The following is a 25,736-nucleotide window of genomic DNA, read 5'->3' as shown; positions in this document are numbered from 1 at the left end:
TTGACAAGCCTACTTTTTATCTTGCCTGTGGGGACCCGACCCGAGGGATTGCGTGTATAGAATCAAAGAACTTGCCCCTTCAAGGGGAAGTCTTTTTCGAAGGTCAGAAAGGTTTCACCCGTGGAGCTAAGCACCTATCTGCGAATCCTGCGTCGCAATTGGATTATGGTGGTGGCCTTCACGGTTCTTGGGCTGGTTGCCGCCACGGCCTACACGCTCAGCATCAAACCCACCTATACGGCCCAGACAAAGCTTTTCCTGGCCACCCAAAGCTCCGGATCGGTGGGTGACCTGCAGCAGGGAAATACCTTTATCCAGGCGCGTGTCCAGTCCTACGTCGAAGCCGCCATGACACCTGCGGTTTTGGAGCCTGCGGCTGAAAGCTTGGGAAAGCCAGTGGGTGAACTGGTGGGCAAAGTGACAGCCAGCGCCGGGCCGAACACAGTGATCATTTCGATAGTTGCCACCGACAGTTCAGCGGTGCAGGCCGCGGCGATTGCCCAGGCAGTCGGTGAGAGCCTCATCGAAGTGATCGATGAACTCGAAAAACCGACCAACGGCACAGGATCCTCGCCGGTCCGGCTTTCGGTTGTCACCCCGGCCTCGCCGCCGGCTGAGCCGTCCGCCCCGAACAACCGGCTTAACATTGCCCTCGGCGGGGCAATCGGACTGGCCCTTGGCACGGGCCTGGCCCTCCTTCGGAACGTCCTTGACACGAAGGTGCGTGGCGAGACTGACCTGCAAAGGGTCACCGATGCGCCCGTTCTGGGAGGAATCGCGTTCGACGCCGACGCCACCAAAAAGCCTCTCCTCACCCAGGCTCCGTCCCAGGGCACACGGGCAGAGTCGTTCCGCCAGATAAGGACCAACCTGCAGTTCGCCCACGTTAGCCACGGTTCCAAGGCCGTCTTGGTGACGTCGTCGCTTCCTGGAGAAGGCAAAAGCACAACCGCCATCAACCTTGCCATCGCCGTGGCACAAGGCGGGCAGTCCGTAGCGTTGGTGGACGCCGACTTGAGGCGGTCCCGGGTGGGAGAGTACCTAGGACTTGAAAAGAACGCGGGCCTGACCACCGCCCTCCTTGGCAAAGCGGATTTGAGTGAGCTGCTGCAGCATTGGGGCCAGGACGAACTTTATGTGCTGACGGCGGGGCAGACGCCGCACAACCCCAGCGAACTGCTGGGAACGGAAGCCATGAAGAATTTGATTCTTCGGCTGGAGCAGGATTTTGATGCAGTCATCATCGACGCGCCCCCGCTGCTTCCCGTCACGGACGCAGCCGTGCTGGCGCAGCATGTGGGTGGCGTCGTCCTGATGGTCGGGTCCTCCCGCGTGAAGCTCCCCGATCTCGAAAAGTCCCTGAATGCCTTGGACATGGTCGACGCCGATGTATTGGGCGTGGTGCTTAATTTCCTGCCGGTTAAGGGTCCGGATGCGTATGCGTACAGCTATTACAGCTATGAAACGGACCAACCCAAGGCAAAAAAGGGAAAGAAGAAGCCGGCGGATAGGAGAAAGCCGCGTCCGTCCGCATTCGATTCTGTTGAGCCGCCGCATGACCATGCCGCCCGCTGACCGCTAGGACCCGTCTCACCATTCCTACGAGAGGTGCTTATGGCCTTGCGTGAAGACCCTCATTGGCAGTCCCGTTACGCCCGGCGCTTGGCCGTGACGGATGCCGCTGCGGTGCTCTGGGCTACGCTGGGCGCCCTGGTCTTTCGATTCGGCAGCCCGGATAGCGGCAGCATCATCAGCAAAGAGGGAATGCCCTATATTTCAATATCCCTCGTCCTGGCCTGCAGCTGGTGGCTCATGCTTTCGGCCTGGGGTACCAGGGATTCTCGCATTCTGGGCCACGGGACTGAGGAGTACAAAAGGGTAGTCAGTTCCTCTCTGTGGCTGTTCGGAATAATCGCAATTGTTTCCTACACCTTCCAGTTCGACACAGCGCGCGGCTACGTCGGAATCGCGCTCCCTGCCGGGCTGGGCATCCTGCTCATGTCCCGGTACCTGATCCGTCAGTTCCTGCAGCTTGAACGCCATGCCGGAAAGAGCATGTCCAGGGTGCTCATCATTGGTGGCCCCGGCAGCGCGGAGCATCTTGCCCGCTCCCTGGCCCTCCAGCCCATGGCCGGTTATGTTCCTGCCGCCACGTACCTGCCGGGCAGCCCGGAGGGAACGACTGTTGCCGCGGATTTGAACCTTCCCACACTCGGCCACGCGACGGACCCGGAAAGCATTGCCAGCACCATCAGGGAGTTCAAGCCCGACGCAGTGGCCCTGTCCGGCGGCGTCAACCTTCAGCCCCGGGCAATCCGCGCCCTCGGCTGGGCACTGGCTGATATGGATGTCCGCATGATCATGGCTCCTGCCCTGACGGATGTTGCCGGTCCGCGCATCCATACGCAGCCGGTTGCCGGGCTGCCGCTCATTCACGTTTCCACCCCTAACCTGGCGCCCGCCCAGCGGTTCGTGAAGCGCGCTTTTGACGTCGCCGGGGCGGGCGCGCTGATTCTGGTGCTGTCCCCTTTGCTTGTGGTGCTGGCCCTTGTGGTCCGCTTTGACAGTCCGGGCCCCGTGCTTTTCCGGCAGGAGCGGGTGGGAACCCAAGGCATGACGTTCCACATGCTCAAGTTCCGGTCCATGGAGGTGGATGCAGAGAGCAAAGTGCGCGACCTTCAGCTCCTGAACCAGGGCAGCGGAGTTTTGTTCAAGATCAAGGATGATCCGCGGGTCACCAGGGTGGGCCGTTTCATCCGCCGCTACAGCCTGGATGAGCTTCCCCAGCTGTTCAACGTCCTCAGCGGCTCCATGAGCCTTGTTGGACCACGCCCCCCGCTGCCGTCCGAGGTTGAGCAGTACGAGAACCATGTGCACAGGCGCCTGCTGGTGCGGCCCGGACTTACCGGGCTGTGGCAGGTGAGCGGCCGGTCCCTTCTTTCCTGGGAAGACACTGTGCGCCTGGATCTTTACTATGTCGAAAACTGGTCCGTGTCCGGCGATATCTCCATCCTGCTGCGAACCTTCCGCGCAGTGGTAAGCCGCCATGGCGCCTATTAGCCGCGGCGCCGCGCCACAACAGGAAGGGTTTGCCGCGTGACAGGAACCGAAACCGCCGAGGCACAGCAGCATGCGGGCCAGCCCATGAAGGTCCGGAAGAAAAGTCGGAGCCACGCCCGGCGAAGGCTGCGCAGGCGACTGCTACGGCTGGCACTCGCAATGGGCATTATTGCTTTGACGGCCGGAGCCTGCGCGGCCTGGCTCGCCCACCGCGCGGACCAGGTCAAGACCCATCTCGAGGCAACCGCTGTCCTTCTTCCCGCCGTCGAACAAAAACTCCTGGCCGGTGACGTGGAAGGCGGAAAAGCCGTCCTTGAAGAACTGCAGGATCACGCAACAGCAGCCCGCGAAGCCGGAACCGACCCGCTGTGGAAGGCAGCGTCGTCGGTCCCCCGGATTGGTGCCAATTTCTCAGCGGTGACCGCTGTTACCAAGTCCGCGGACGACGTCGTCCAGGGAGCTGTTGCGCCGCTGGTCAGCGTGTTCGGTTCGACCGCGTGGGAGGACCTCGCGCCGAAAGGTGGGAAGATCGACGCTGCAGCCCTTCGCGACGCCTCCCCCGCACTCGGGACAGCCGCGAGGACAGTCCAGCTCTCCTATGAACGTTTGACGGCCATCGACCAATCGGCCCTCCTGCCCCAAATCGCCGGTCCCCTCGGCCAAGCCATAACGCCCCTTAATGAGGCCCGCGGCGCACTCAACGCCGCCGCGGCCACCGCCAAAGTCCTGCCGCCCATGCTCGGCATGGACGGACCGCGGAATTACCTCATCCTCATTCAAAACAGTGCCGAGGTGCGGGCCACCGGCGGTATCCCCGGCGCCGTGGCCGTCATCAGTGCTGACAGGGGCACCATTAAGCTCGCCGGCCAGGCAAGCGCGGGCGACGTCGGTGTCTTTGATCCGCCCCTGGACGTCCCTGAGGACCAGGAGCGGATCTTCACAACCCGGCTGGGAACCCAGTTGCAGAACGTTAACCTGACCCCGGATTTTCCCACCGCAGCGTCCACTGCCAGGAGCATGTGGGAGAAGAGAAACCCGGGCGTCAAAATTGACGGGGTCATTGCCCTGGACCCCGTGGTGCTGGCAAATGTACTGCGCGCCACGGGCCCTGTTGCCTTGAAGGACCCCGCGATGCTGGCGCTGGTAAAGCCCACAGTGCTTCCGGCCACTCTGACGGCAGAGAACGCGGTGAAAACGCTCTTGTCCGATTCCTACGCCGCCTTGCCGGACCCCGGATTGCAGGACGACTACTTCGCCCTCATGGCCAGTGAGGTGTTCACCGCCGTTGCCGATGGTCAGGGCGACGGCAAGAGGCTGGTCGAGGAACTGGTCCGGAGCTCGGAACAGAACCGGCTGTACGTCTGGTCCGCGCGGCCTGACGAGCAGCGGGCCATCAGCACAACCGCGGTATCCGGCATGATTGCCGGGTCCGCGCAGGAACGGGACTCCTTTGGCCTGTATTTCAACGACAGCACCGGCGCAAAGATGGACTACTACGTGCGGCGGACAGCGCAGTTGGTACAGGCATGCATGCCCGACGGCGGATCGGCCGTGACGCTGCGTGTGACCTTGACGAATGCTGCCCCCGCGGACGCCGCCGGGTCGCTGCCGAAATATGTCACCGGCCAGGGCGTTTTTGGGGTGGATGCCGGGCGCGTACGGACCAACGTCGTTGCGTACGGCCCTGGCAGATCCCTCTTGGAGAAAGCCAGGTTGGGCGGCGACGCTGCGCAGGTGTCCTCCTTCCGGCAGGACCAGAGGCCGGTTGCGGTTCTAACCGCTGAAATCGGGCCGGGCGAGACTGAAACCGTGGAGATCGATTTTTCCCGGGTGGCCGCGCAAAGTGACCTTGATCTCAATGTCACACCGACCATCCAGCCCGTGGAGGATGTGGTCCGGCCTCCCGTAAGGGCGGAATCATGCCCGGCCCCTTAGCGGTCCTGCGATCCCGGTGAATCCTTTGGGTAGCCTGCCGGAAAACTGGGTTGTTCCTGCGGTTTCCCTCGCATCGCCCTGTTAAGATTGTTACTAATCCCAACGAAGCTTTGCGGTTATCTGCGCACGCGTAAATTGCGTTGGGGGATCTATTCAGACAGTGCGCCGGGCACCCGGAACCACTGCGGCTGCAAATTCAATACACACATGATTTTGGGGAATCAGACATGAAGAAGACCGTTTCCGCCCTGGCCCTCGCCGGCTCACTCGCATTTCTTGGCGCAGGAGGGGCACAGGCAAACCATGACACGGACTACCCGTCCGCGCCGGTGACCGGAACCGTCAGCGACGGTACTGTCGCTCCCGGCGAGTCCTTCATCTTCAGCGGAACCGGCTTCAACCCAGGCGAACCCATCGCAATAGACGTTTCCCGGGAAGATGCGGTGCCTTCCGCCTCCGGGACTGCAGGCGGCCCTTCCGCCGCTTCCCCTGCAGGCATGATCCTGCCCCTGGAAAAGGTTGCCAGCGCGACCACCACGGCGGACGCCGCCGGGAACTTCTCCCACCCCTTCGACCTGGATGAGAACGGCCTGTACACCCTGGAAGCCACCGGCCTCCAGTCCGGCCACGTGGTCACCTCACAGGTTGTTGTTCACTCCGAAGCCGCCGCCGCCGTCGTTGTTGCGGACGGGCCGGCCGCCAAAGTTGGCGCCGCCCTCGCCAACACCGGCCTGAGCTCCGGCGTTCTCATCTGGGGAGCGGCTGGCCTGGGTGCCCTTGTTTTCGGCGCGGGCAGCGTGGTTGCCGCGAAGCGCCGTGCGGGTATGGCTGGCTAGGACCAGCTGCGACTGCTTGACTATGAGCGAGTGCCCCTTTCTGCCACTTATGTCCGTCTGGTTCCGGGTGTGGTGGCTGACAACGTGACGGACAACAGGGCAGCTATCCAGGCCGCGTTTGACCTGGGCGGGGCATGGAAGCTCCCGGCTAAGAACGGCACCTATCTGGTCAACGGCGAACTGAACATCACCGTCGCGGGGACGACGCTGGACGCCACGGGCGCCCCGATCCGGCAGGGCACCAACGGCATGGCCCTGCTCAACATCACAGTGCCGGACGTGACCATCGACGGCGTCGACGCCCAGGGCGCGACGTCAACTCTCAACACCACCGGCATGACGGCCGCGTGGGAAATGTCGATCACCGCCTCCCGCTGGACCGTCATTAACGCATACACGGGCGCCGACAGGCTCCGCATCCCCTAGATCCGCGGGCGCGGCTTCTCATCCGTCGTCCGGGTCACCAACTGGGACAAAACCGCGGGCGCTGTCGCAGCCACCCGCGTCCACGACACGGAAATCGGCACGATCCTCTGCTCCAACGTCGAGTTCGGCCTCGTATTCCAAGGAACCGACCGGCTCAGCTACCAGCTCGTCAAGGGCTCCTACGTCTACCCGCGACCCACATGGGTCACGTTCGGCGCTGTCAAGATTCAAATGGCCGCGGACGGCATCCCCTTCCGCACCCTCAGCGGCAACCGGACCCGCATCAGGGACCTGGACGTGGAAGTGAATCACACCACCACCGGCACAACCGCGCACGATGTGAGCATTGCAGGGACAAACACCGAAATCATCCGGCTGAACATCCGCAACGTCGGCACGGCATCATGGCGCGGACTCGGCCTGTGGGCCGGTGATGGGCACCGCATCGGACAGTACAAGGCATCCAACGTCCGGATCGGGCTGGAAGTCCGGTCAACAGCCACTAACGCCATGGTCAACTATGACGCGACGGATGTGACACTGCACGCAACGGACGCGTTCGCTAAGACCATGATCGACCCCGCCGCCGCACCCACGCTGCGGCTCCCCGCAAACCTGACTCCCTATCCCGGACAAAGGTTCTGGACAGGTTCAGCCTCGGGCCGCTGTCCAGGACGAGCTTCGGCCCGGTGCTCACGGGGCAGTCATGGACCGCGCCCATCGGAACGTGGACAGTGAACACCGCCACGGGTGAAGCCTACGAGACGGCCGGCACCACCCGATCCAACGCCTACCTGGACGCGGGCCTGGCGAACGTCGATCCGCGGGCATCGGTGAAACTCGAACCCTACGACGGGTTCATGCTGCGCCGCGTAGCCTCCAGCGACTACCTCGCCGCGTACCTCTCCCTGACCGGCGTCGTGATTGCCAAGTGGGAGGCGGGCGTGCTAACCACCCTCGCATCAGGCCCCGCCGTGACCTACCAGGCGGGCCGCTGGTACTCGCTCAGGGTGCAGGACTACGGAACCAAGATCGACGGGTACGTGGACAACGTCTTCTCCGTTTCCCACACCCTCGCTGCCGGCGACGACACCAGGTATGGGACCTCCACCCAGCACGGCCTGTTCTGCTCCGCATCCGGGGGACTCAACAGGTTCAAAGAGTTCGAAGTGGTGCAGATCTAGTGGTGGTTCCACACGTCGAGAGGTGTTTTCAGCGTCGCCGGTTCGTCACGGCGGCGCTGGAACGCTTCGGACTTGAAGTAGCTCGGCTTACGAAACCACGCGATCCCGTAGAAGATGCAGCTACCGACCACCGAAATTAGAACCAGACCCAGGAGGATTGCGAGTAGCGGATTGGCAGCCATCTCGGCGCCCAAGTCGAGGGCTGTTCGCGGCCATGAAAAACTGCCCATAGGCGGCCACGAAAATGCCCGCTGCTTGAATTCCAGGAGTCGTTGCAACACCCGTGCTTAGCTGGCTATCAGTAAATCACGTAGACGCTCGGCTGGGGTGTCCCAGTCCAGTGTCTTGCGCGGTCGTGCGTTGAGTTCCTGGGCGACGTGCTCGAGGTCCTCTGGCCCGTAGGCGTTCAGGTCAGTACCTTTGGGGAAATATTGGCGCAGCAGACCGTTCGTGTTCTCGTTGGATCCCCGTTGCCAGGGACTGGCGGGGTCGCAGAAGTAGACGTCCATGTCGGTGGCGATGCTGAAAGCCCTGTGTTTGGCCATTTCGGCGCCCTGATCCCAAGTCAGGGATCCCCGCAGGTGTGCCCGCAGAGTGGACATGGTCTTGATCAGCCCGTCGCGGACCGATTCGGCCGTATGGTCCACCGGCAGGTGCACCAACATCACATAGCGGGTGATGCGTTCAACCAGCGTCGCGATCGCCGACTGGTTGTAGGCTCCGGTCACTAAATCCCCCTCCCAATGGCCCGGGACGGCGCGGTCTTCGACCTCGGCGGGACGTTCGGAAATGTTGATCATCGGGTCCCGGAAACGACTGGTGCGTTCCTCGGGATTCCTGTGCTGCTTGCGGCGGGTCCGGCCGCTGCGCAGGGCCTCTTTGACCTCGCGTTTGAGCCCGCCGCGGGCCTGGAAGTACAGGGCCTGGTAGATCGTTTCGGTGCTCACGCGCATCTGCTCATCATCGGGAAATTCCTTGATCAGCAGCTTCGAAATCTGTTCCGAGGACCAGCGGGGGAGGAGCTTGATCTTCACATAGTCGTTCAGTTCCCCGGGTTCTGCCAGCTTACTGTCCTTCGGCCGTGCCCGGGCGGCCGTGGCGGCACGGTGAGCACCGTAGGGCCGGTAGCCGAGGATGGGGTGGCTGTTGCGTTTGATCTCCCGGCTGATGGTGCCCACGGACCGGCCCAGTGCCCTGCCGATCGCCTGCATGGAGGTTCCGTGGGAGCGCAGGTCCGCGATCCTCTCCCGCTCGGGCAGGGACAGGTAGCGGGCGCTGACGGGCTGTTCCAGGGCTTCCAACGCCACCGCGGCGGGTACTGGCGCCGTCACTGAGGCTGGCAGCTCCGGTACCGCCGCTGCCGTCAGCTCTGGTGCCGCTGCAGGGGCCGAAGGTTCCGCGAATGTAGTTCTCACTTCCTGTTTATACGGCAGATCCCCGGCCTGGCCTTGGGCCGCGGACGTGTCCTTTGCAGCCTGTTGCCGGTCCCAGTTGTAGGAGCTCGGTTTGCTGGCGCCGACGGCGAGGGTAGCATCCCTCCGGCCGGCTCCTTCCTGGCGCAGGCGCAGGTAATGCATCTGCTTCGCCGATGGGCCTCGCGTACCGACTGAGACCAGACCGGCGGCCCTGGCCCAGTTGAAGCAGGTGGAGGGGTTCAGGCCCAGTTGCCGGGCCGCAGCGCTGACGTTGCCGATTTCACGCAGCAGGCCCAGGAACTCCTCAATCACCGCCGACGGGTGGCGCCGCGCAGGAGCAGCCCTCACAGTTCCTATGACCCGTGGTTTTCTCCTGGCAGGATTGATCTTGCCAGCCCATTTATGAGCCGTGCTGATGTTCAATTCCAGCTCCTGGGCCGCCGCGGTGATGGTGCCCGTCCTGTCCAGAACGGCATAGAAGTGGTCCTTGTCCGCTTGGCTGTACTGGCGCTGCGGCCTGATCCCGGCAGCGTTCGCCCACTTCTGGCACGTGCTCCGGTTAATGCCGAGTTCCTTGGCGGCGGCGGCAACACTTCCCAACCGCTCAACGGCGGAAAGGAAATCCTGTCTTTGCGCCCGGGTGTGGGACTGCTGGGAACGCTTCCCCGGCGCCCCGGCCGTCGACGCCGGTTCTTCCGGTAGAGGAGATTTTTTCTTTAAGGAAGGACTACTTTTCGATGGTGATTCCATGGGTGTTGCGACTCCCGATTATTCGGGGGCGTTGCAACGATCGCTAGAACTCAAGCACCGGGCATTTTTACTGGCCACCAGCGGGCACATCGACTGGCCGCCCGTGGGCAGAACGTAGTGGCCATTGACAGAGGGCCGTCGCAACCCCCCAAGAAAGTCATGATCACGGTTCTACGTTGGTAGCCTGTCCTCATGATAAGCGCCCCGGCGATACGCCTTGCGACAGCCCACACAGGGCGTTCCCCGCTACCCCCCATCGCCGGATCGGCCGCAGCACTGATTGCGTTCCTCGCAGCGTGGGAACCGAACGCAGCTCTCCGCTACGGCCCCTTTATCGCGGTAGCCGCGTTCCTCCTTGGCAGGCCCCTCCGCTTCAGGATCGGGCTCACCGAATGGGCGTTGGTGCTGTTCATGCTGTGGGCTCTGCTTTCGAGCGTCTGGACGCAGCACCCGGACGTGTTCGTCGCGCAGATGATCATCTACAGCTCGCTCGCCATCATGTTCATCGGGGTCCGGGCCGCATGCCGCTGGGGACAGAACGAAGCACTGGCGGTGGGTGGGTACGTTATCGGCTGCCTCTACGGGCTGGCGCTTACATCGTTCCAGCTAATCGCGGGGTATGGCGAAATCTACCGTGACAGCCTCGGTCGTATCACGCAAGTCGGAACGCTCAACATCAACTACGTGGCCTACACCGCCGTCACGGCAATCGTCCTTCTACTGCTAGCGTTGCAAAGCAACCAGCTCCAATCGCGGCGGATGCGCCTGCTCGCGATTGCTGCCGTCGTCATACTGGTCATCGGCAGCATGTCCACGCAGACAAGGGGCGTGCAGGTATCCACGGCCCTGCTCGGGGTATGGCTGATCATTGCCAGGTTCGGACGGCCCGCGAAAGTCATCACCGGCCTCTGCGTGCTCGCGATCGTTGGCGTCAGCTTTGGATGGGTCGATCCTATGCTGGAACGGATAGACATCGGGGACAGGTCCATCGCGGGCCTGTCCGGGCGCCTCCCCCTGTGGGAGAGCGCACGAGCGGTCTGGCAGGAATCGCTCCTGACAGGCGCCGGACTGGGTGCCGACCGCGCCCAGAATGCGGAGAACTTAGCCACCCACAACACAATCCTCGGAATCGGCGTAACCCTTGGAATCATCGGGTTGGCACTGTTCCTGGCCTTCGCGGTCAGCGCCGTGAATGACCGGATCCAAGATCTTGACGCGCCCACCCAGCGGTTCCGAATGATTACGATCATCATCGCATTCACCCCCATCCTGCTAACCAGCCCTTGGGAAGGGACAGCATCCGGCTGGGTGGGCCTAGCGCTGCTCTCAACGCCAGTACTCGCCGCCCCCCGTAGCTCCAGCACCATGACTGAGTACCTACCCGCCAACATCTGAGGTGCATCACAAATAAGTGGAGTACAGGCCACTGTGGTTGACGCATCGGCAAAAGAAATAGCTTTTAGAGACAACGAAGAGTTCGATGGAAGGCTCAAGCATTGTTGTCTTATAGAACCCGCCACATCTGCAGTCCGGTGCTGTCATGAGCGGTGAAGCCGAAAAGGCACTGAGGCGCCGTGGAGTCCTCCGGCTCGGAGCCATAGCTGCAGCCATCAGCGGGACCTATGCGGCTTCGGCAACTGGCGCGTCGTCCGCTCAAGCCGCCCCTGGCGATAAGAACCCGCCTGCCGATACTTATGTGCCCATCGCGGAGAAGGGCGTAGCATCAGGTGTTGCCACGCTTGGCAGCGACTCGAAGATCCCAAAGGCTCAGATTCCTGATCTTTCCAGCGCGTTTGTTTCGGTGAATGAGATCACAATCAACGCTGCACGATACCCCTCCCCGCAGGCAGCTCTCGACGCTGCACCAGCCGGGTCGCGGGTCTACTTCCCCTCGACCATGAGCCCCGTGACCATCCCTGCAGGCGGCCTCATCCTGAAGTCCAACGGGCTTACCATCGACGCGATGTCATGCGAGTTCCACGTGGCCACCTGGGGCACCCCGGCATTCCTCGCACTACGATCCAACAACGGCGCCGACGACCACACCTTCCGCATAGGCCTAGTGAAGTACGTCGGCACGCGGGGCACGCATCTCACTGGAGGCGTAGTCCGAGGGTCCGCCGCGTACTGCTCTGGCAGCGGCGTGTGGAGTAACGGAGACCGGAACTACGTCGAGTATCTCCGCACCGAAGGGATGCCCACACCCATATTCTTCGCCTCATGGGACGGCATCGGGATGAACGACCGGACGGGCGTCGGAAACCGCATCGGATACCTGCACGCAAATGGGTATGACTTCGGGCTCCTCTACGTCAAGCAAGAGGCATTCGATTGGGGTAACGCGTACTGCCACGACGACATCGATGACTCTGGCGGCGCTAACCAGACCCACGCGATCTACTGCTCCGCGTCAGCCGGACAACGATCCGGTCGCGGACAGATGGGACGGTGGCTTACTGAGCGCAACTACGGCGGCCACGCGTACTTGTTCAAGTTCGCAGACGGCATCACCTTCGGCACTCTCATCTCCGACGACTGCGCGGGAGTCCTGAGCGCACAAAACGTCAGCGACTTCGTCGGAGACATCGTGTCCGGAACCCGGGTCCGCGGACTCGCCGCAGACCGATCCGTCCTATTCTCAGGAACCGAACGCTGCAAACGGGTCAACGTCGGACGCATCGACGTCAAGAAGGCGGCGGGCGACAACACGCCAGCCATCGGACTATGGGTGGACGAAACCTGCGAAGTCGGCTCGATCATCACCGAATCCGAGCATGTGGGCAGCGTCAACCCGGCAGTCCCGGAAGTGCTCGTCCGAGGCATTGGCGCAGGATCGATCCGTTCAGTGCTGGTCAAGGCGAAGGGCGTGCCAGCTCGCCCCGTGGACCTTGGCGACGGCACCCTGGCCGGTCAGGCTGCGGGTTGGAACATCCCGTCGGTTCGCTCGCTCGGCACCGACGCGGCCTTCAACGCTATCCCCGTCGGGGAAGTCCCCCTCAGTCACTCGAACGCGTGGGGCGATGGGAGTAATTGGCTCAGCGCAGCGGCGCCAGCCAAGGGCATCTTCCGTCGCGGCATGCGTTGGGCTGCTGCCGCGCCGTCGGTCGGTGCAGCCCGCGGCTGGACACAGACAGCGAATGGCGCGCTATCAGGCGGCGCCTGGATGGCGTCTTCGACAGCCAGGCTCGGTTCGTGGGTGAGACTCGCAGATGGTCGCGTAATCCGCTACATCACCGATGGAACAACCGGGGCCACGGAGCCCGGCCCGACGACGGTTGGCCAGACCGGCGCCGACGGCACCGCAATGTACGAGTACATGGCCACCACCTCAGGCGCCGTCGCAAGCGACGGCAACCTCTGATTCGCCCAGGGATAGCGCCCCCAATAAATCCGGTTGTGCTCCCACAGCAATTGGGTCCCTTGAGCAGCCTCCGGAATTTGGCAGGCCACCCATCGGTGGCGCAAAGCGAAGGCTGATCGCACGCCGTGCCGGATAAGCGGACAACCAAATTTTGAACATACCGCAGAACGCGCTAGCTCAGCCCCGCCATCTAGCAGGCACTCCTACCGCAACCGCCTTCGATGGAACATCTCGGGTAACACAAGCCATGGCTCCAATAGTGGCACCACTGCCTATCGTCAAATTTTGAAGGACGGTTGCGCCAGCTCCAACCAAAACTTCAGAATGACATGTCACGCGGCCGGATATGATGGCGCCGGGATTTACTGATACATAATCACCAATTACAGCATCATGACCCACGGTTGCATTCGGATTTAGGTGCGAATGCAGTCCCAATGTCACGAAACTCGACACCTGAACCCCTGCGCAAATAATAGTGCCAGGGGCCAGCACGCAATTGCTTCCTACGGTTGCACTCGGATGTACAACAGTAGCCGGATGCAAACCTGCCGCAATAAATCGCCGATGAACTCGTGCTTTGATCCGCGGATCCCCAATACCGATTACAAACTCCGCGGAGGGATTCGAACCTAACCATTCAAGATCTGTTCCCAGATATGGAACGCCCAGTGATGCCAGTCTTGCCAAGTTGAACCGGCCGGGGTCTGAGTCGACCACCCCGATCAGCCTGCGGGAGTGGCTCATCGACGATGCCTCTGCCCTCACGGCTTCGATAGTCTCACGTCCGAAGCCACCTGCCCCGACGATGACGACGTCACCGCCACTTTCATTAGGCGTACTGCACTGGGAACTTCCTAAACCTCGCACAAGGTAAGAATGCCACAACAGATGGCGAGCGTTGCTAACATGAAGCCCGGGGGCTAACCGCACCTGGAAACGAGGAGTGGGCCAGATTCGCATGAGAAAAACGCAAAAAGTGGTGGTAATAGGCCAAGGATACGTTGGCCTGCCGGTCGCTATGAGAGCAGTTGAAGCCGGTTTCACCGTAGTGGGTATAGACACAGATGTAAATCGAATCGCAAGCCTAACGCGGGGGGTTTCGTATGTGGACGACATCTCAAGCGAAGAGCTTACGAACGCCCTTGAGAGCGGGCGCTTTGTGGCGGGAACCGACTATGGGTTGGCCGTAGATTTCGACATCGCTGTCATCACCGTTCCGACGCCACTCCGAGAGAGCCTCCCGGATCTTTCTTTTATCGAACAGTCGACTCGATCACTTGCAAAACACTTGCGCCTTGACGCAACTGTGATCCTTGAGTCCACGACCTATCCGGGGACGACGGAAGAAATGCTTGTCCCAATTCTGGAAGAAGCGTCCGGCTTGAAGGTCGAAGAAGACTTCTTTGCAGGATACTCACCGGAACGAATTGATCCTGGCAACAAAGTTTGGGGTTTTGTGGAGACGCCGAAGGTTGTTTCGGGAGTTGGACCTGCGTCGCTTAAAAATGTGCAAGGCTTTTACGACCAACTGGTCAACACAACCGTTCCCGTTAGCACTCCCAAAGAGGCTGAGTTGACCAAGTTGTTGGAGAATACTTTTCGACATGTGAATATCGCACTAGTCAACGAACTCGCTATATTCGCAAACGAGCTCGGCGTCAACGTCTGGGAGTCAATTGAAGCGGCCAGCACCAAACCCTTCGGCTTCATGAAGTTCACTCCGGGCCCTGGTGTGGGCGGTCACTGCCTCCCCGTTGATCCAAGCTATTTATCTTGGCAGGTCAAAAGGAAACTTGGGCAAAACTTTCGCTTCGTAGAACTGGCCAACGATCTAAACGATCATATGCCCGATTACGTTGTACAGCGCGCCATAGCAAATCTTAACAAGAAGTCAAAATCCGTCCGAGGCTCACGAATACTGCTTATTGGTCTCGCATATAAAAAGAACACCGGGGACATTCGCGAGTCACCTTCGCTGAGACTAATCGAACTATTAGAACAGCTTGGGGCCGATTTAGTTGCGGTGGACCCTCACGTAGAACCCCATAGGTGGCCTGTTGGCGTCCAGAAAGTCGAACTTGACGAAAAGGGACTCCGGGATATAGACCTTGCCATCCTCATCACCGATCATGATCGGCTAGACCTTTCGAACGTCACTGGCGCAGGCGTCGACGTACTCGACACAAGGAACCGTTTGTCCGGCGAAAACGTCGAGTCCCTCTAATTCCCCAGAAATGACGGCCGCTGCTGTGCACCGCGTACTCATCCTTGCGCCCTTTTACCCCCCCGCATACCTTGGCGGAGGGCCGATCAGGACAGTTTCAGCTATCGCTCAAGGGGCACCGGCATCTTTCGACTGCGCAGTAATAACTAGCGACACGGATCTGGGCCAAAAATATCCGCTTCCTGTCCCGTCCGGTGTCTGGACGACACACGAAGGCATCAGCACTCTTTATTTCTCCACGAAAAAGTTGGCGCCCTTGGCTAGGGCGTTGAAAGCTGGCAAGGCAAAACGCCCGGACGTTCTATATCTAAGCAGCTTCTTCAACATCCGGTTTTCAATTCTACCGCAGATTTTGCATGCATTGGGCTTTTTCGGAAAAGCCGGAGCGGTGGTGGCACCTCGTGGGGAGTTTGGCCCAGGTGCACTCGGCATAAAACCAGCTCGTAAGAGGATATTCATCTTCGTTTACAGGCGGCTTCGACTTCATCGGCGCGTAATATGGCATGCATCTAGCGTTCGCGAGGCCAACGATATTTACCGTGCACTCGGGACAGAAGCGACGGTCTTGGTTAGAGAAAATGACACGGCCCTTCCCGTGCAGTCACTTCCAGCGCCGATACAAAGTTCACGTGACGGGAGGCTTCGGGCGGTCTTTATTGGGCGGATCAGCGTCGTAAAGGGACTGCTCGACTTAATCCAATCATTTGCAAGCGTTGCGACCCCGTTCGAGTTCAATATATACGGCCCGGAAGAAGATAGTGAGTATGCCGCAAAGTGCCGTCATGCAGCTGAAAGATTACCAAATCACATCACCGTGACATTTCACGGAGCAATTGAAAATCTTAACGTTCGACAAAGACTTGCCCAGTACGATGTGATGCTTTTCCCCACGAAAGGCGAAAACTTTGGTCATGTGATCGCGGAAGCGCTATCCGTCTCGTGCCCTGTCGTCTGCGCGGACGTCACCCCTTGGACTTCAGTTCTGGAGTCCGGAGGGGGACTGGTGGTCCGAACCGATTCCTCCCAAGAATGGACCCAGGCAGTCGAGTCCTACGCGGCCATGACGCCATCGGAACGGGTGACTGCACGAGTGCGAGCCGGTCAAGCGTTTGATGATTGGCGACAACGTTCCCCTGATCGTCATATCTTCGAAATGGTTCTGGAGCTCCAGAATGCGAAATTTTAAAATCACTCCACGTGGCCCCCGCTTCCGTGGACGGTTGCTCGTGCGTCAACGACCTTGAAACTTAACGGGCTCTCCGTGGTTCGTGGTGAAACAGGTTCCGTGTCTTGAAAGCTGAAGGGCTCGTAGCCCTGCTGTGATGGATGTTCTCTACGCATTCATCAAGAGTCAGGAGCTACGAGCCTTGATCGAGCCTACTTCCCCGCGCCCGATGCTGCCACCTCCATTTTCAACCTGCCCGACTACCGCGTCACCGGCACCGAGGTCCTTGCCTTCGGACAGCGACGGATCCGCGTCGTGGCCACCGCCGAGGCAGGCTGGTCTTCCTGCGGCGTGATCAGCACCCGCGTTCATTCCCGCCGCCCACAACGTCTGCGCGACATCCCTGTCGCCAGGCAGGCCGAAGTGGTCTGGGCCAAGCGGAGATTCTTCTGCGATGAGTACCTGTGCCCGCGCCAGACATTCACCCAGGAAACAACCCAGGTCCCGCGCCGGGCACGGTCCACCCGCCGGCTCCGCGACGCCTTGGTGGCCGCCGTGATCGGTTCCGGAAGGGCCGCCGCCGCCGAGGCCGCGCTTTCGTTCGGTCTCTCGTGGTGGCTGGTCCAGCGGGCTCTGGATTCCGCGGCGCTGACGCTGCCCGATGTCGACGCCCTTGCAGGCTCTTCGTGGTTGATGGGGAATTGTGTTCGTGTCGTTGAAGACAAGAGGGCCCGTGGCCCTGCTGGGATGAGTGTGTCTAAGCATTCAACCTGGAACAGGACCACGAGCCGTGATCGAGCCTACCGGGGTCGCAGCCGATGCTGCCACCATCCTTTTTAACCTTCCGGACTACGGCGTCATTTCCACTGCCATCGCTGCCGGCCAGCGGCGGGTCATTATCGAAACCGACCACCCGCCGGGGTGCCCGAGCTGTGGTGTCATCGCCTCCCGGCGAAAGGAACGCCGTCTCCAGCGGCTCCGCGATATTCCGGTCGCTGGCACGGTGTAAGTGCTTTGGTCCAAGTACCGCTGGTACTGCGAAGAGCCAAGGTGCGACCGGCTGTCGTTCTTTGAATCCACGCCCCAAGTCCCGCGCCGCGCCCGCTCGACGGGCCGGCTTCGGGACCAGCTTGCAGACGCGGTCATCCGCTCCGGACGGGCGGTCTGAAACCGCTGCCGGCTTCGCCGTGTCTTGGTGGATGGTCCGCGCCGCGGTGACCGAGGCCTGCTTACTGAAACTGCCTGACGTGGATAAGCTCAGCCCTCGGATGCTGGGCATCGATGAACACCGATTCCGGTCCATGCGCTATTTCCAGGACCCGGGAACGAAGGCGTGGACCCGGTTCGAGCCGTGGATGACAACCATCGTTGACCTGGACACCGGACAGGTCCTTGGTGTCGACGGGCGGGACCACAAGGGCGTCGGAGACTGGCTGTTCGCCCGGCCCCTGGAGTGGCGCTTGGCCGTGCAGGTCGTCGCCATCGACCCCTCCGCGGCGTTCCGCAAAGCGCTGCGGATGTGGCTTCCCCGCACCGCCGTCGCCGTCAATCATTTCCACCTGATTTCACTTGCCAACCAGGCCATGACCGAGACCCGGCAGAACCTCTCCCAACAGGTCAAGGGCCGCCGCGGCCGGGCCACCGATAAGGCCTAGGCCCCACCGCATGCTGCTCCTGCGCGGCGGCGACACCCTCCCCTGCCGGGCCTCCCGGCGGCTGGAAGAGGTCTTCGCCGTCGATGACCCGACCGGAACCCTCCAGGCCGCCTGGAAAGTCAAGGAACAACTCCGGGCACTGCTCCGGACCGGCTCGCTCGAAGACGCGGCGGCGGCCAAGAACGTACTTGAGGAACTGGTCAAGGCAGCCGCACGGCAGGAGACGAACAGGCTCTACCGCACCGTGTGCAGGTGGTGGAAAGAAATCGAAGTGCTGATCATTACCGGCGCCACGACTGGGAAGGCCGAAGCTAACAACACGGCAATAAAGAACATCAAGCGAACGGCTCGGGGATACCGCAACGCCGCCAACTACAAGTCGGTTATTCTCTCGAGAAGTGCCGTCCGGACGGCGGCATGACGCTCACTCCAGGGATCAAATTCCCCACGAACCGTGAAGAGCCACTTAACGACCTTGTACAACTTGCTGGTCGTCCGCCCACAAACGAGGGTGACTAGAGCAGGTATCTGATAACACAGGGGATAAACTGGGACGTCCGCATTTCGCGGCGGCTGTCCCTAGATAAAAGACCGGTGTTTGTTGGAGTTTTTGGGCCCGAGAGTGGATACAAGAAAAATCACGATCGCCCCTGGGCAGTAAATCACACTAAGATCCGACACCGCCGGCAAATGCTCGACTCGGGCAGCAAATAGTCGAACTCGTCAAGGATGCTACGTCATCGAACGGTCAAGCTCCAGTCGTTGAACCAGTAAATCGAGAAGAAGCCTGAACCGTCTAAACACGCCAGAACACGGAAAGGACGCGATTTGCAGGCCGTCGGTTTTCGGTAACAAGTGGCCACAATGATGGTCCGGTTGCTCGAGAAATCTCACCCATTCAGAGGCGTAGTTTCGAACCAAAGCTGCCGTTATTGGATGCGGCACTTGATCTCGACGCAGTACGGCACACGATGTAATAGCTCCCCCACCAGATCACGAAATTCACCAGAGACAGTCCAGCCATCGACCATGCAGCACCTTGAAGCCCATAGGAAGCTGCAAAGTAAATAACAACTATTGGCCTTGCAACTGCCGTGGACAAGCGCAGAAAGAAGGAACGCGCCCCTGCCTGCCTCGATCTATGTCCCGCTGCTGCCACGCTGCCGCCCAGTGCCAATAGAGACTCCAAGGAAAGAGGAAGCAAAACCTGGGCCGCCACAATCCAAGTCTGGCCTAGCAGCGCTGTTCCTATTTGCGGCGGAATAAAAACCACTACCACTAACAACGGCGCAACGCATGCCATTGTGGCAGCCGCTGCAAAGACACCGCTATGGAACTCATGCCTTGGTCCCACCAGACGTGCCCTGGTCAGATAGGGCAGACTCAAAGAACGAGTTGTAGTTGAGAGCAGATTCGCAGGTCCGAGAATGGTACCAGCTCCTCTCAAAGCAGCCAGTATTGTGGGTCCAAAGATGCCACCAAGAAGAGTGGTAGTTAGCAACGCTCCACCACTGCCCGCCATATAGTCAGCCCCGAACCAAATCGCGTTCCGAGTTGCCTGCCTGTGGGATCGCCACGCCGGACTCCAGGAAAATCTAGCGTGAACCGCCGCCACGATTCCCATTAGGGCACCAGTTGCGGCCCAAAATGAGAAAGCAGAAATGGCCGTAACAGGAATAATCAGGACCGTTAGCCCTAGAGCGAGAACCGCGCTGGCCCAAGCCAAACCCAGAACTACCGCAATTCGAGGATTGTGCATAAGTGCATTTGTAAGTCGTATGAAGTCGAGCGCCGCAATCCCCGGCAGGCAGAATCCCAGAACTACCATAAAGGGCATCGAGAAGACAGCACCCGCCCCCAAAACCATGCATGAAGCGGCCACAGAAATCCATATTGCCCGTCGAAATCCGTGTTGAAGGGCAGCACGACTCGGCATGGACGAAAGAGTTGTTTCAGTGACCATTGCGCGGACAACCCCGTTGGTCAAAAGGTATACCGTCATGGCAAAGCCGAACGATCCGAATTCACTGACCGTGCTTGACCTAGCAATTGAAACAGAAAGAATCAAACTCGAGACAGCGAAAAGCCCGTCGACAAAAACCGCTGCAAAAGCGCGTCGGCTTCCTTTCAGGCTTCTCATTCGATGGTAACTAGCGGCATGCTCAAACAAGCCATCAGCTGGCAGTGTCGTGAAGATCTTCGCGTACTCGGAACTGGCCTGCCTCCGGCAGATCTCATTTGGTCAGGCCGCAAGCTCTAAACAGACTTGTCACAACGTGTTCCACTTCGCTAGGCGTCATGCCGGGAAAAGTTGGAAGACTTACTCCCGATTTTGCCAAAGTACCGGCGACAGGAGTCGGAGACGATCTGAAACTTTTCAGATACGGCATCGACTCTACCGTGTTGAAGACCGGGCGTGTTTCCACGCCTTCAGCCCTCATTTGCGACATGATGTCATCTCGCCTGCCGGCAAGTTCGCCCTTGAGCTCTAGCGAGTACATCCACGGACTTGCAGCCGCGCCGGATGCCCTTCCCTGGGGTACCAGTGTGGGATTGAGCTCGAACAGTCGGTCATACTGTTCCACAACACCTTGCCGTGAACTCAAAAGTTCAGGCAGCCGCTCTAACTGGGCGCATAGAATGGCCGCTGCTAGATTCGTCATTCGGTAGTTGTACCCAAGGATGTCGTGGAAGTACCGACGGTCTTCATGGTTTCCCTGATTTCGTAGTTTTCGGATACGGCGGTCAACCTCAGCGTCTTGTGTAACGACAGCTCCGCCTTCTCCGCTCGTCACAACTTTGTTACCGAAAAAAGAAAAGGTGGATACATCTGCTAAGGCTCCCACCGGCACGCCTTGGAGGCTCCCTCCGATAGATTCCGCCGCGTCTGCTACGAGAACGACGCCTGCCGGCCCACAGATCTCCCTCAAAGAACCGTAGTCGGCCGGATGACCGTATAAGTCAACGGCGATCACTGCCCGGGTTTTAGTGGTCAATGCCTCGTGAACGGCGTCCGGAGATATGCACCAGGTTACAGGGTCTACATCGACGATCACAGGCAGCGCACCGACATAAAGAACCGCGTTCAGCGTGGCAACGTACGTACTCGATGGAATAATGACCTCGTCCCCCGGTCCGATGTCGAGCGCGAGAAGGGCAAGATGGAGGGCAGTCGTTCCGTTGCTCACCACGGCCGCGTGTGTGACGCCGCCAATTGTTTTGAGCTTATCCTCCGCACGAACGACATAATCGCCCAGAGAAGATATCCATCCGCTGTCGAAGGCATCGAGCAAATATTTGCGCTCTAACTCACTGATACTTGGCCGGGACATAGGGATCACTTGGAAACCTTTTTCTGTAAATACTCGGGCTTGTCTCCATACCCGCTCACCCAGTTAAAAACCTGACGATACTCCTCAGCGGTGTTTCTCCAGGTGCGAGCCCGAAGCGCAGAAGCAGGTCCAGCTAGCTCTTCCCGATACTTAGAGTAATTTGCAATGACTTCGTCTAGAGCTGCAAGGAACTCCGAGACGCTGTCGCAGTCAAAAGTGGGAGCCCGGAGCCCGAGGTCGACCAGTTGTGACCTAATAGGCGATATGGAGCTTGCGACAAACGGAAGTTCACGAACTATTGCCTCGAAAACTGGGCCACTTGCCGCCTCCCAGCGGCTGGGCATAACAAGAATGTCCGCCTTCTGGTATTCGGCCTCAAGACTCGCGGTGTCCACATAACCAAGCCAACTTACGCGCTCGGCAACTCCAAGGTCCTTTCCAAGCTTTTTTAGCTCACTAGCGAATGGTTCCACTTCGATCCCTGTACACGTCAGATGGAGGCATTCACGCTCTGCCATTGCTCTCAGGACAAGTTCGTGATTCTTGTGGGGCGTGACCGAGGCAGGGAGGAAGAGCCGAATAGCTCCTGGAGATAGCTCATGCGGCATCACTGCGGGACCAGGGTTGAGGACGGGCAGGGCAATCTTGAAGACCTTTTCTTGGGCATCGGGGAACAACCTGATCAGGTGTTCGTATGGATGGGCCCAACTACAAACAACGGCCTTGGCACTCGATATATTTTGCCTAATGATCGTCTGGTCCATCTTCGATTCCAAGCCACTCTCGAACACGCGCAGGTCATGTACTGTGACGACTGCGCTGTCAGCACGCGCGCTAGCACGGTGAAATGGAAACCAGGTGGCGCCTGATCGCGTGACGCGTGCGATAGAACGCGCTCTTAGCTGGCGAACTAGTCCGACCACGCCTGCGGATTTCCAACGTGACGGAAGCACTCTTCGTATAGCCTTCTGCCAGTGGCTTCCAGCACGCAGTATCGAGGCAACTTCTAAGAATTCCGGGCCGGTCTCGGGAAATTGTTTCACCCAACTCCCGACTGTGCCTTCGGACACTAGGCATCGAGGACTCAACCCCAACTCGAGAAGACCTTGAACGACGCCAATCGCTACGCTTTCAACGCCGCCGCCGCTTGCCGGCGCGATACCCGTTAGATCCACGTCCAAGCATAGACTCTCCGCGGACTGATCGTCAGGGCTGACCTTTCCATCTGACTTAGATATCGATGCGGACAAGCTTTCCTGACCTTTCATCGCGAACACTTTGCAAATCTTCGTCAACCATAAGGTTCACAAGTTCTGTAAAGGTTGTCTTGGGTTTCCAACCCAGGACGCGCGCGGCCTTGGACGCGTCTCCGATGAGTGCATCTACCTCGCTTGGACGCTCATATCGAGCATCAGTTCGCACATATTTCTCCCAATCGAGATTGACCCGCGCAAACGCGGCTTCAACAAATTCGCGCACTGAGTGCGCTTCACCTGTTGCAATCACGTAATCATCGGCTGTCTCGTGCTGCAGCATGAGCCACATCGCTTCAACATATTCAGGGGCATACCCCCAGTCGCGAACGGCGTCCAAGTTACCCAGGACTAACTCGGTCTGTAGGCCCTCCACGATGCGTGCAACGGCCCTGGTAATTTTCCGTGTGACAAAGGTTTCGCCACGGCGGTGACTCTCATGATTAAACAGAATCCCGTTTGATGCATGAATGCCATAAGCTTCACGGTAGTTTACCGCTGCCCAGTAGCTGTAAACTTTTGCTGCCCCGTAAGGGCTACGGGGATGGAATGGCGTCTCTTCATTCTGCGGTGGGGGGGTAGAACCAAACATCTCCGACGAAGAAGCCTGATAGAAACGCGTTCCCAATCCGCTTGCCCGGATCGCTTCCAACAGGCGGATCGTTGCCACGCCGGTCACGTCAGCCGTGTACTCAGGGACCTCGAATGATACGGCTACGTGGCTCTGAGCACCGAGGTTGTATATTTCGTCCGGTTGCACATCCCGGACAAGGTTGGTCAATGACCCAGCATCGGCAAGGTCAGCATAGTGGAGGAAGAGATTATCTGGTTTAGATCCACGTTCTCTACTTAGATTTTCCAGGCGCGAAGTGTTGAACGAAGACGACCGGCGCTTCGTTCCATGAACTTCGTAGCCCTTGGCCAGGAGCAGCTCAATCAGGTAGCTTCCGTCTTGGCCAGTAGTTCCTGTAACCAGTGCTTTCTTCACAACTTCTTCCTAGCGTCTTGTTGGATACATTTAATTTAAAGCTGAACAACTAAGTGAAAGCGGCCTTTGGAATCTTGGGATCTCAAACCTGCCGGAGGCCCGTTCTCTGCCTGTGGCTGTGCACAGTGGAGCGTATGAAGTTGACAACCCTCCGAGACGTATCTGAAATAACATAATCCGCCGGGGCGGAGACAAAACCCTCCTCAGCATTCTGCTGCAGTGTGATGGCCACGGCATCAAGGATGCTGTCCTTGTTCAGACCCGCGGTAATGATGCCGCCAGTATCAATCGATTCGGGTCGCTCGATGAAGTCCCGCAAGGTCACCGCAGAAAAACCCAACAGGGAAGATTCTTCGCTGATGGTGCCGCTGTCGGACAGCACAATCAAGGCTTCACGCTGTAGCTTCACATAGTCGTTGAAGCCAAAAGGCGCATGCATCATGACTCCACCCTGTACTTCAATGGGCTGTTGTTCCAGTCTCTTTCTCGTTCTGGGATGCGTGGAAAGCAAGACCGGCATCTGATACCTCGCACCCACTGCGTTTAAGGCTTCGAAAACAGTGCGTAAACGCTCGGGGCAATCAACGTTCTCCTCGCGGTGAAGACTCACCATTATGTATTGCTTATTTAAGAGTCCTTGCCGCGCCAAAATGTTACTAGAGCTGATGGCCTCAGCGTTTCCGGCCAAGACCTCGCGCATCGGCGAACCTGTAAGTAGAATCCTCGAAGGGTGAATGCCTTCAGCTAGGAGGTTCCGCCGAGCATGCTCGGTGTAGACCAAGTTGTAGTCCGCAACGTGGTCGACCAAGCGGCGGTTCACTTCCTCAGGAACGTTCTCATCGAAGCACCTGTTGCCAGCTTCCATATGAAAGACAGGAATCTTGAGGCGGCGTGCCATAACGGCAGAAATGCAGCTGTTAGTGTCGCCCAGTACCACCATGGCATCCGGCCGTGTTTCTAGCAGTACTGCTTCCACCTTAGTCAGGATGGACCCCAATACGGCCCCCAGCGATGAAACGTCTGCAGCGAGGAAGTAGTCAGGTTTGCGTAACCCCAAGTCCTCGAAAAAGATCTCATTAAGCTCGTAGTCGTAGTTCTGTCCCGTGTGAATCACAACGTGTTCGGTATACTTGTCGAGGCGTTTGATGGTCGCCGCCAACCGAATAATTTCTGGCCGCGTGCCCACAACTGTGGCAATCTTGAGCTTGGTTGTCATTGGCCCTAAACCTTCTCCGCCGTCGTATCCGGATTTGACGCGTCAAAAATGTCGTTTGTCCAAAACAGGGTGTAAAGCTCTCTATCGCCCGTATTTAGGATGTTGTGAGTCCAGAAGGTGGGCATGTCAATAGCCACAGGAGAATCACCAGAAACCTTAAAGCGAAGAACCTGATTGGAAAATAGCCGGCGCATGGCAATTTCCGCCTCGCCAGATAGAACAACGAATCGTTCTACCTTGCGACGGTGATAATGGTCACCACGAGTGACGCCTGGGGCAGTAGTGGAAAAAGAAGTTTGACCGCTCCCGCCGTGTGACTTGCAAACTTCGAAGAAACTTCCACGCGCATCGGCACGCCGCTGCAACGTGAATGGAAGCTCATCGCCGATTCGGAAAGAGCGATATGTATTGAAAAGATCTAATTCGAAATCAGTGGCGAGAGGGGGCACGTCGCCGGAACCATAGATCACCGAGAGTTCCTGCAGACGGGCCAACAACTCCGAAACAGAGATCCTGGTCGTATGTCCATTTAATTGGTCAAGGGGAAGCCTGCCCAGTAATAGGTCGGCCGCGGCCTGCGCGTGGAGAAGGTTGAGTTCCCGGTCCTCTTTTATCTCAGGCCTTCCGCGGCTTTGCAGAAGATGGCAAAAAGTTGCCACGACAGAGTTATAAAAGGGCTTCCCATGCTCACCAAAAAGGTTGGGTAGGGTAATGTCAGTAAAAGTAGCACCCACTTCCTCAGCGGCATTTCGAAGTATTCCGCTGGCCTCAGCTTTGGCAGTTCCGTAAACCGAACCATTCCCCGCCTGGGATGAATTGGCAAAAACCACGTGGGCTGGCGGCGCCGAAGCCCACCTTAACGTGGCCGCCGCTTGTTGAGCCATAGTTATGTTGCCCGATTGGACGTCCAAGTCGGATCCGCGGTTGACTCCT

General features: G+C 59.2%; 24 protein-coding genes. 15 read left to right on the top strand and 9 right to left on the bottom strand.

Annotation, left to right across the window (positions count from 1 at the left end; translation table 11 throughout):
* Positions 1–120 precede the first annotated feature (120 nt).
* The 7 genes from U7114_RS06470 (at position 121) to U7114_RS06440 (ending at position 7,441) form a co-directional block, all read left to right on the top strand.
* Positions 121–1,575 (top strand): polysaccharide biosynthesis tyrosine autokinase, encoded by a 1,455-nt coding sequence (locus U7114_RS06470; RefSeq protein ID WP_323056846.1) that lies wholly within the window; start codon positions 121–123, stop codon positions 1,573–1,575.
* 39 nt (positions 1,576–1,614) lie between these two features.
* Positions 1,615–3,060, top strand: coding sequence for a sugar transferase (locus U7114_RS06465; RefSeq protein WP_323056845.1), 1,446 nt, complete (start codon positions 1,615–1,617; stop codon positions 3,058–3,060).
* Between the two features lie 36 nt (positions 3,061–3,096).
* Positions 3,097–4,995, top strand: coding sequence for a DUF4012 domain-containing protein (locus U7114_RS06460; RefSeq protein ID WP_323056844.1), 1,899 nt, complete (start codon positions 3,097–3,099; stop codon positions 4,993–4,995).
* Positions 4,996–5,222: 227 nt separating this feature from the next.
* Complete coding sequence (locus U7114_RS06455) at positions 5,223–5,831, top strand: peptidase (RefSeq protein ID WP_323056843.1); 609 nt, start codon at positions 5,223–5,225, stop codon at positions 5,829–5,831.
* A 30-nt stretch (positions 5,832–5,861) separates the two neighbouring features.
* Positions 5,862–6,257 carry a hypothetical protein gene (locus tag U7114_RS06450; RefSeq protein ID WP_323056842.1) on the top strand — a complete coding sequence of 132 codons (396 nt, stop codon included), beginning with the start codon at positions 5,862–5,864 and terminating at the stop codon, positions 6,255–6,257.
* A 231-nt stretch (positions 6,258–6,488) separates the two neighbouring features.
* Positions 6,489–6,995, top strand: a complete 507-nt coding sequence (locus U7114_RS06445) for a hypothetical protein (RefSeq protein WP_323056841.1) — start codon at positions 6,489–6,491, stop codon at positions 6,993–6,995.
* Complete coding sequence (locus tag U7114_RS06440) at positions 6,992–7,441, top strand: hypothetical protein (RefSeq protein ID WP_323056840.1); 450 nt, start codon at positions 6,992–6,994, stop codon at positions 7,439–7,441. Before U7114_RS06445 ends, U7114_RS06440 begins: the two co-directional genes overlap by 4 nt.
* On the opposite strand, the gene U7114_RS06435 is transcribed toward U7114_RS06440, so the two are convergent.
* Both U7114_RS06435 and U7114_RS06430 read right to left on the bottom strand, forming a co-directional pair.
* Positions 7,438–7,623 carry a hypothetical protein gene (locus U7114_RS06435; protein ID WP_323056839.1) on the bottom strand — a complete coding sequence of 62 codons (186 nt, stop codon included), beginning with the start codon at positions 7,621–7,623 and terminating at the stop codon, positions 7,438–7,440. The two genes, U7114_RS06440 and U7114_RS06435, sit on opposite strands and share 4 nt — an antisense overlap.
* A 105-nt stretch (positions 7,624–7,728) precedes the next feature.
* Positions 7,729–8,784 carry an IS30 family transposase gene (locus tag U7114_RS06430; RefSeq protein ID WP_323057007.1) on the bottom strand — a complete coding sequence of 352 codons (1,056 nt, stop codon included), beginning with the start codon at positions 8,782–8,784 and terminating at the stop codon, positions 7,729–7,731.
* Positions 8,785–9,798: 1,014 nt separating this feature from the next.
* Here U7114_RS06430 and U7114_RS06425 point away from each other — a divergent pair.
* A complete protein-coding gene (locus U7114_RS06425; RefSeq protein ID WP_323056838.1) occupies positions 9,799–11,001 on the top strand; it encodes an O-antigen ligase family protein in 1,203 nt (400 codons plus the stop codon).
* Positions 11,002–11,146: 145 nt separating this feature from the next.
* Positions 11,147–12,967 carry a hypothetical protein gene (locus U7114_RS06420; RefSeq protein WP_323056837.1) on the top strand — a complete coding sequence of 607 codons (1,821 nt, stop codon included), beginning with the start codon at positions 11,147–11,149 and terminating at the stop codon, positions 12,965–12,967.
* Between the two features lie 177 nt (positions 12,968–13,144).
* On the opposite strand, the gene U7114_RS06415 is transcribed toward U7114_RS06420, so the two are convergent.
* Complete coding sequence (locus tag U7114_RS06415) at positions 13,145–13,930, bottom strand: acetyltransferase (RefSeq protein ID WP_323056836.1); 786 nt, start codon at positions 13,928–13,930, stop codon at positions 13,145–13,147.
* Here U7114_RS06415 and U7114_RS06410 point away from each other — a divergent pair.
* The 6 genes from U7114_RS06410 (at position 13,929) to U7114_RS06390 (ending at position 18,435) form a co-directional block, all read left to right on the top strand.
* Positions 13,929–15,194, top strand: a complete 1,266-nt coding sequence (locus U7114_RS06410; RefSeq protein WP_323056835.1) for a nucleotide sugar dehydrogenase — start codon at positions 13,929–13,931, stop codon at positions 15,192–15,194. The two genes, U7114_RS06415 and U7114_RS06410, sit on opposite strands and share 2 nt — an antisense overlap.
* 268 nt (positions 15,195–15,462) lie before the next feature.
* Entirely contained in the window at positions 15,463–16,380 is a 918-nt protein-coding gene (locus U7114_RS06405) for a glycosyltransferase family 4 protein (RefSeq protein WP_323056834.1), read from the top strand.
* A gap of 294 nt (positions 16,381–16,674) precedes the next feature.
* On the top strand, positions 16,675–17,199 hold the full coding sequence (locus U7114_RS19380; RefSeq protein ID WP_416235547.1) for a transposase family protein: 525 nt from the start codon (positions 16,675–16,677) through the stop codon (positions 17,197–17,199).
* Positions 17,150–17,368 (top strand): hypothetical protein, encoded by a 219-nt coding sequence (locus U7114_RS06400; protein ID WP_323056833.1) that lies wholly within the window; start codon positions 17,150–17,152, stop codon positions 17,366–17,368. Before U7114_RS19380 ends, U7114_RS06400 begins: the two co-directional genes overlap by 50 nt.
* Before the next feature lie 238 nt (positions 17,369–17,606).
* Entirely contained in the window at positions 17,607–18,014 is a 408-nt protein-coding gene (locus U7114_RS06395; protein WP_323056832.1) for a transposase, read from the top strand.
* Between the two features lie 10 nt (positions 18,015–18,024).
* On the top strand, positions 18,025–18,435 hold the full coding sequence (locus tag U7114_RS06390) for a transposase (protein ID WP_323056831.1): 411 nt from the start codon (positions 18,025–18,027) through the stop codon (positions 18,433–18,435).
* Positions 18,436–18,912: 477 nt separating this feature from the next.
* Here the strand turns inward: U7114_RS06390 and U7114_RS06385 are convergent, their stop codons facing one another.
* The 6 genes from U7114_RS06385 to U7114_RS06360 form a co-directional block, all read right to left on the bottom strand.
* On the bottom strand, positions 18,913–20,154 hold the full coding sequence (locus tag U7114_RS06385) for a hypothetical protein (RefSeq protein WP_323056830.1): 1,242 nt from the start codon (positions 20,152–20,154) through the stop codon (positions 18,913–18,915).
* A 94-nt stretch (positions 20,155–20,248) separates the two neighbouring features.
* Positions 20,249–21,346, bottom strand: coding sequence for a DegT/DnrJ/EryC1/StrS family aminotransferase (locus U7114_RS06380; RefSeq protein ID WP_323057006.1), 1,098 nt, complete (start codon positions 21,344–21,346; stop codon positions 20,249–20,251).
* A gap of 5 nt (positions 21,347–21,351) precedes the next feature.
* Positions 21,352–22,110 (bottom strand): glycosyltransferase family 4 protein, encoded by a 759-nt coding sequence (locus tag U7114_RS06375; RefSeq protein ID WP_323056829.1) that lies wholly within the window; start codon positions 22,108–22,110, stop codon positions 21,352–21,354.
* A 466-nt stretch (positions 22,111–22,576) separates the two neighbouring features.
* Complete coding sequence (gene gmd / locus U7114_RS06370) at positions 22,577–23,587, bottom strand: GDP-mannose 4,6-dehydratase (protein ID WP_323056828.1); 1,011 nt, start codon at positions 23,585–23,587, stop codon at positions 22,577–22,579.
* Between the two features lie 82 nt (positions 23,588–23,669).
* Positions 23,670–24,803: a non-hydrolyzing UDP-N-acetylglucosamine 2-epimerase gene (wecB, locus tag U7114_RS06365; RefSeq protein WP_323056827.1), complete on the bottom strand. Its 1,134-nt coding sequence runs from the start codon at positions 24,801–24,803 to the stop codon at positions 23,670–23,672.
* 5 nt (positions 24,804–24,808) lie between these two features.
* Positions 24,809–25,687, bottom strand: a complete 879-nt coding sequence (locus U7114_RS06360) for a capsular biosynthesis protein (RefSeq protein WP_323056826.1) — start codon at positions 25,685–25,687, stop codon at positions 24,809–24,811.
* Positions 25,688–25,736 lie beyond the last annotated feature (49 nt).

The organism is Pseudarthrobacter sp. C1 (genome assembly GCF_034720455.1).
GTDB lineage: Bacteria > Actinomycetota > Actinomycetes > Actinomycetales > Micrococcaceae > Arthrobacter.
This window is presented reverse-complemented; position numbering and strand designations above follow the sequence as displayed.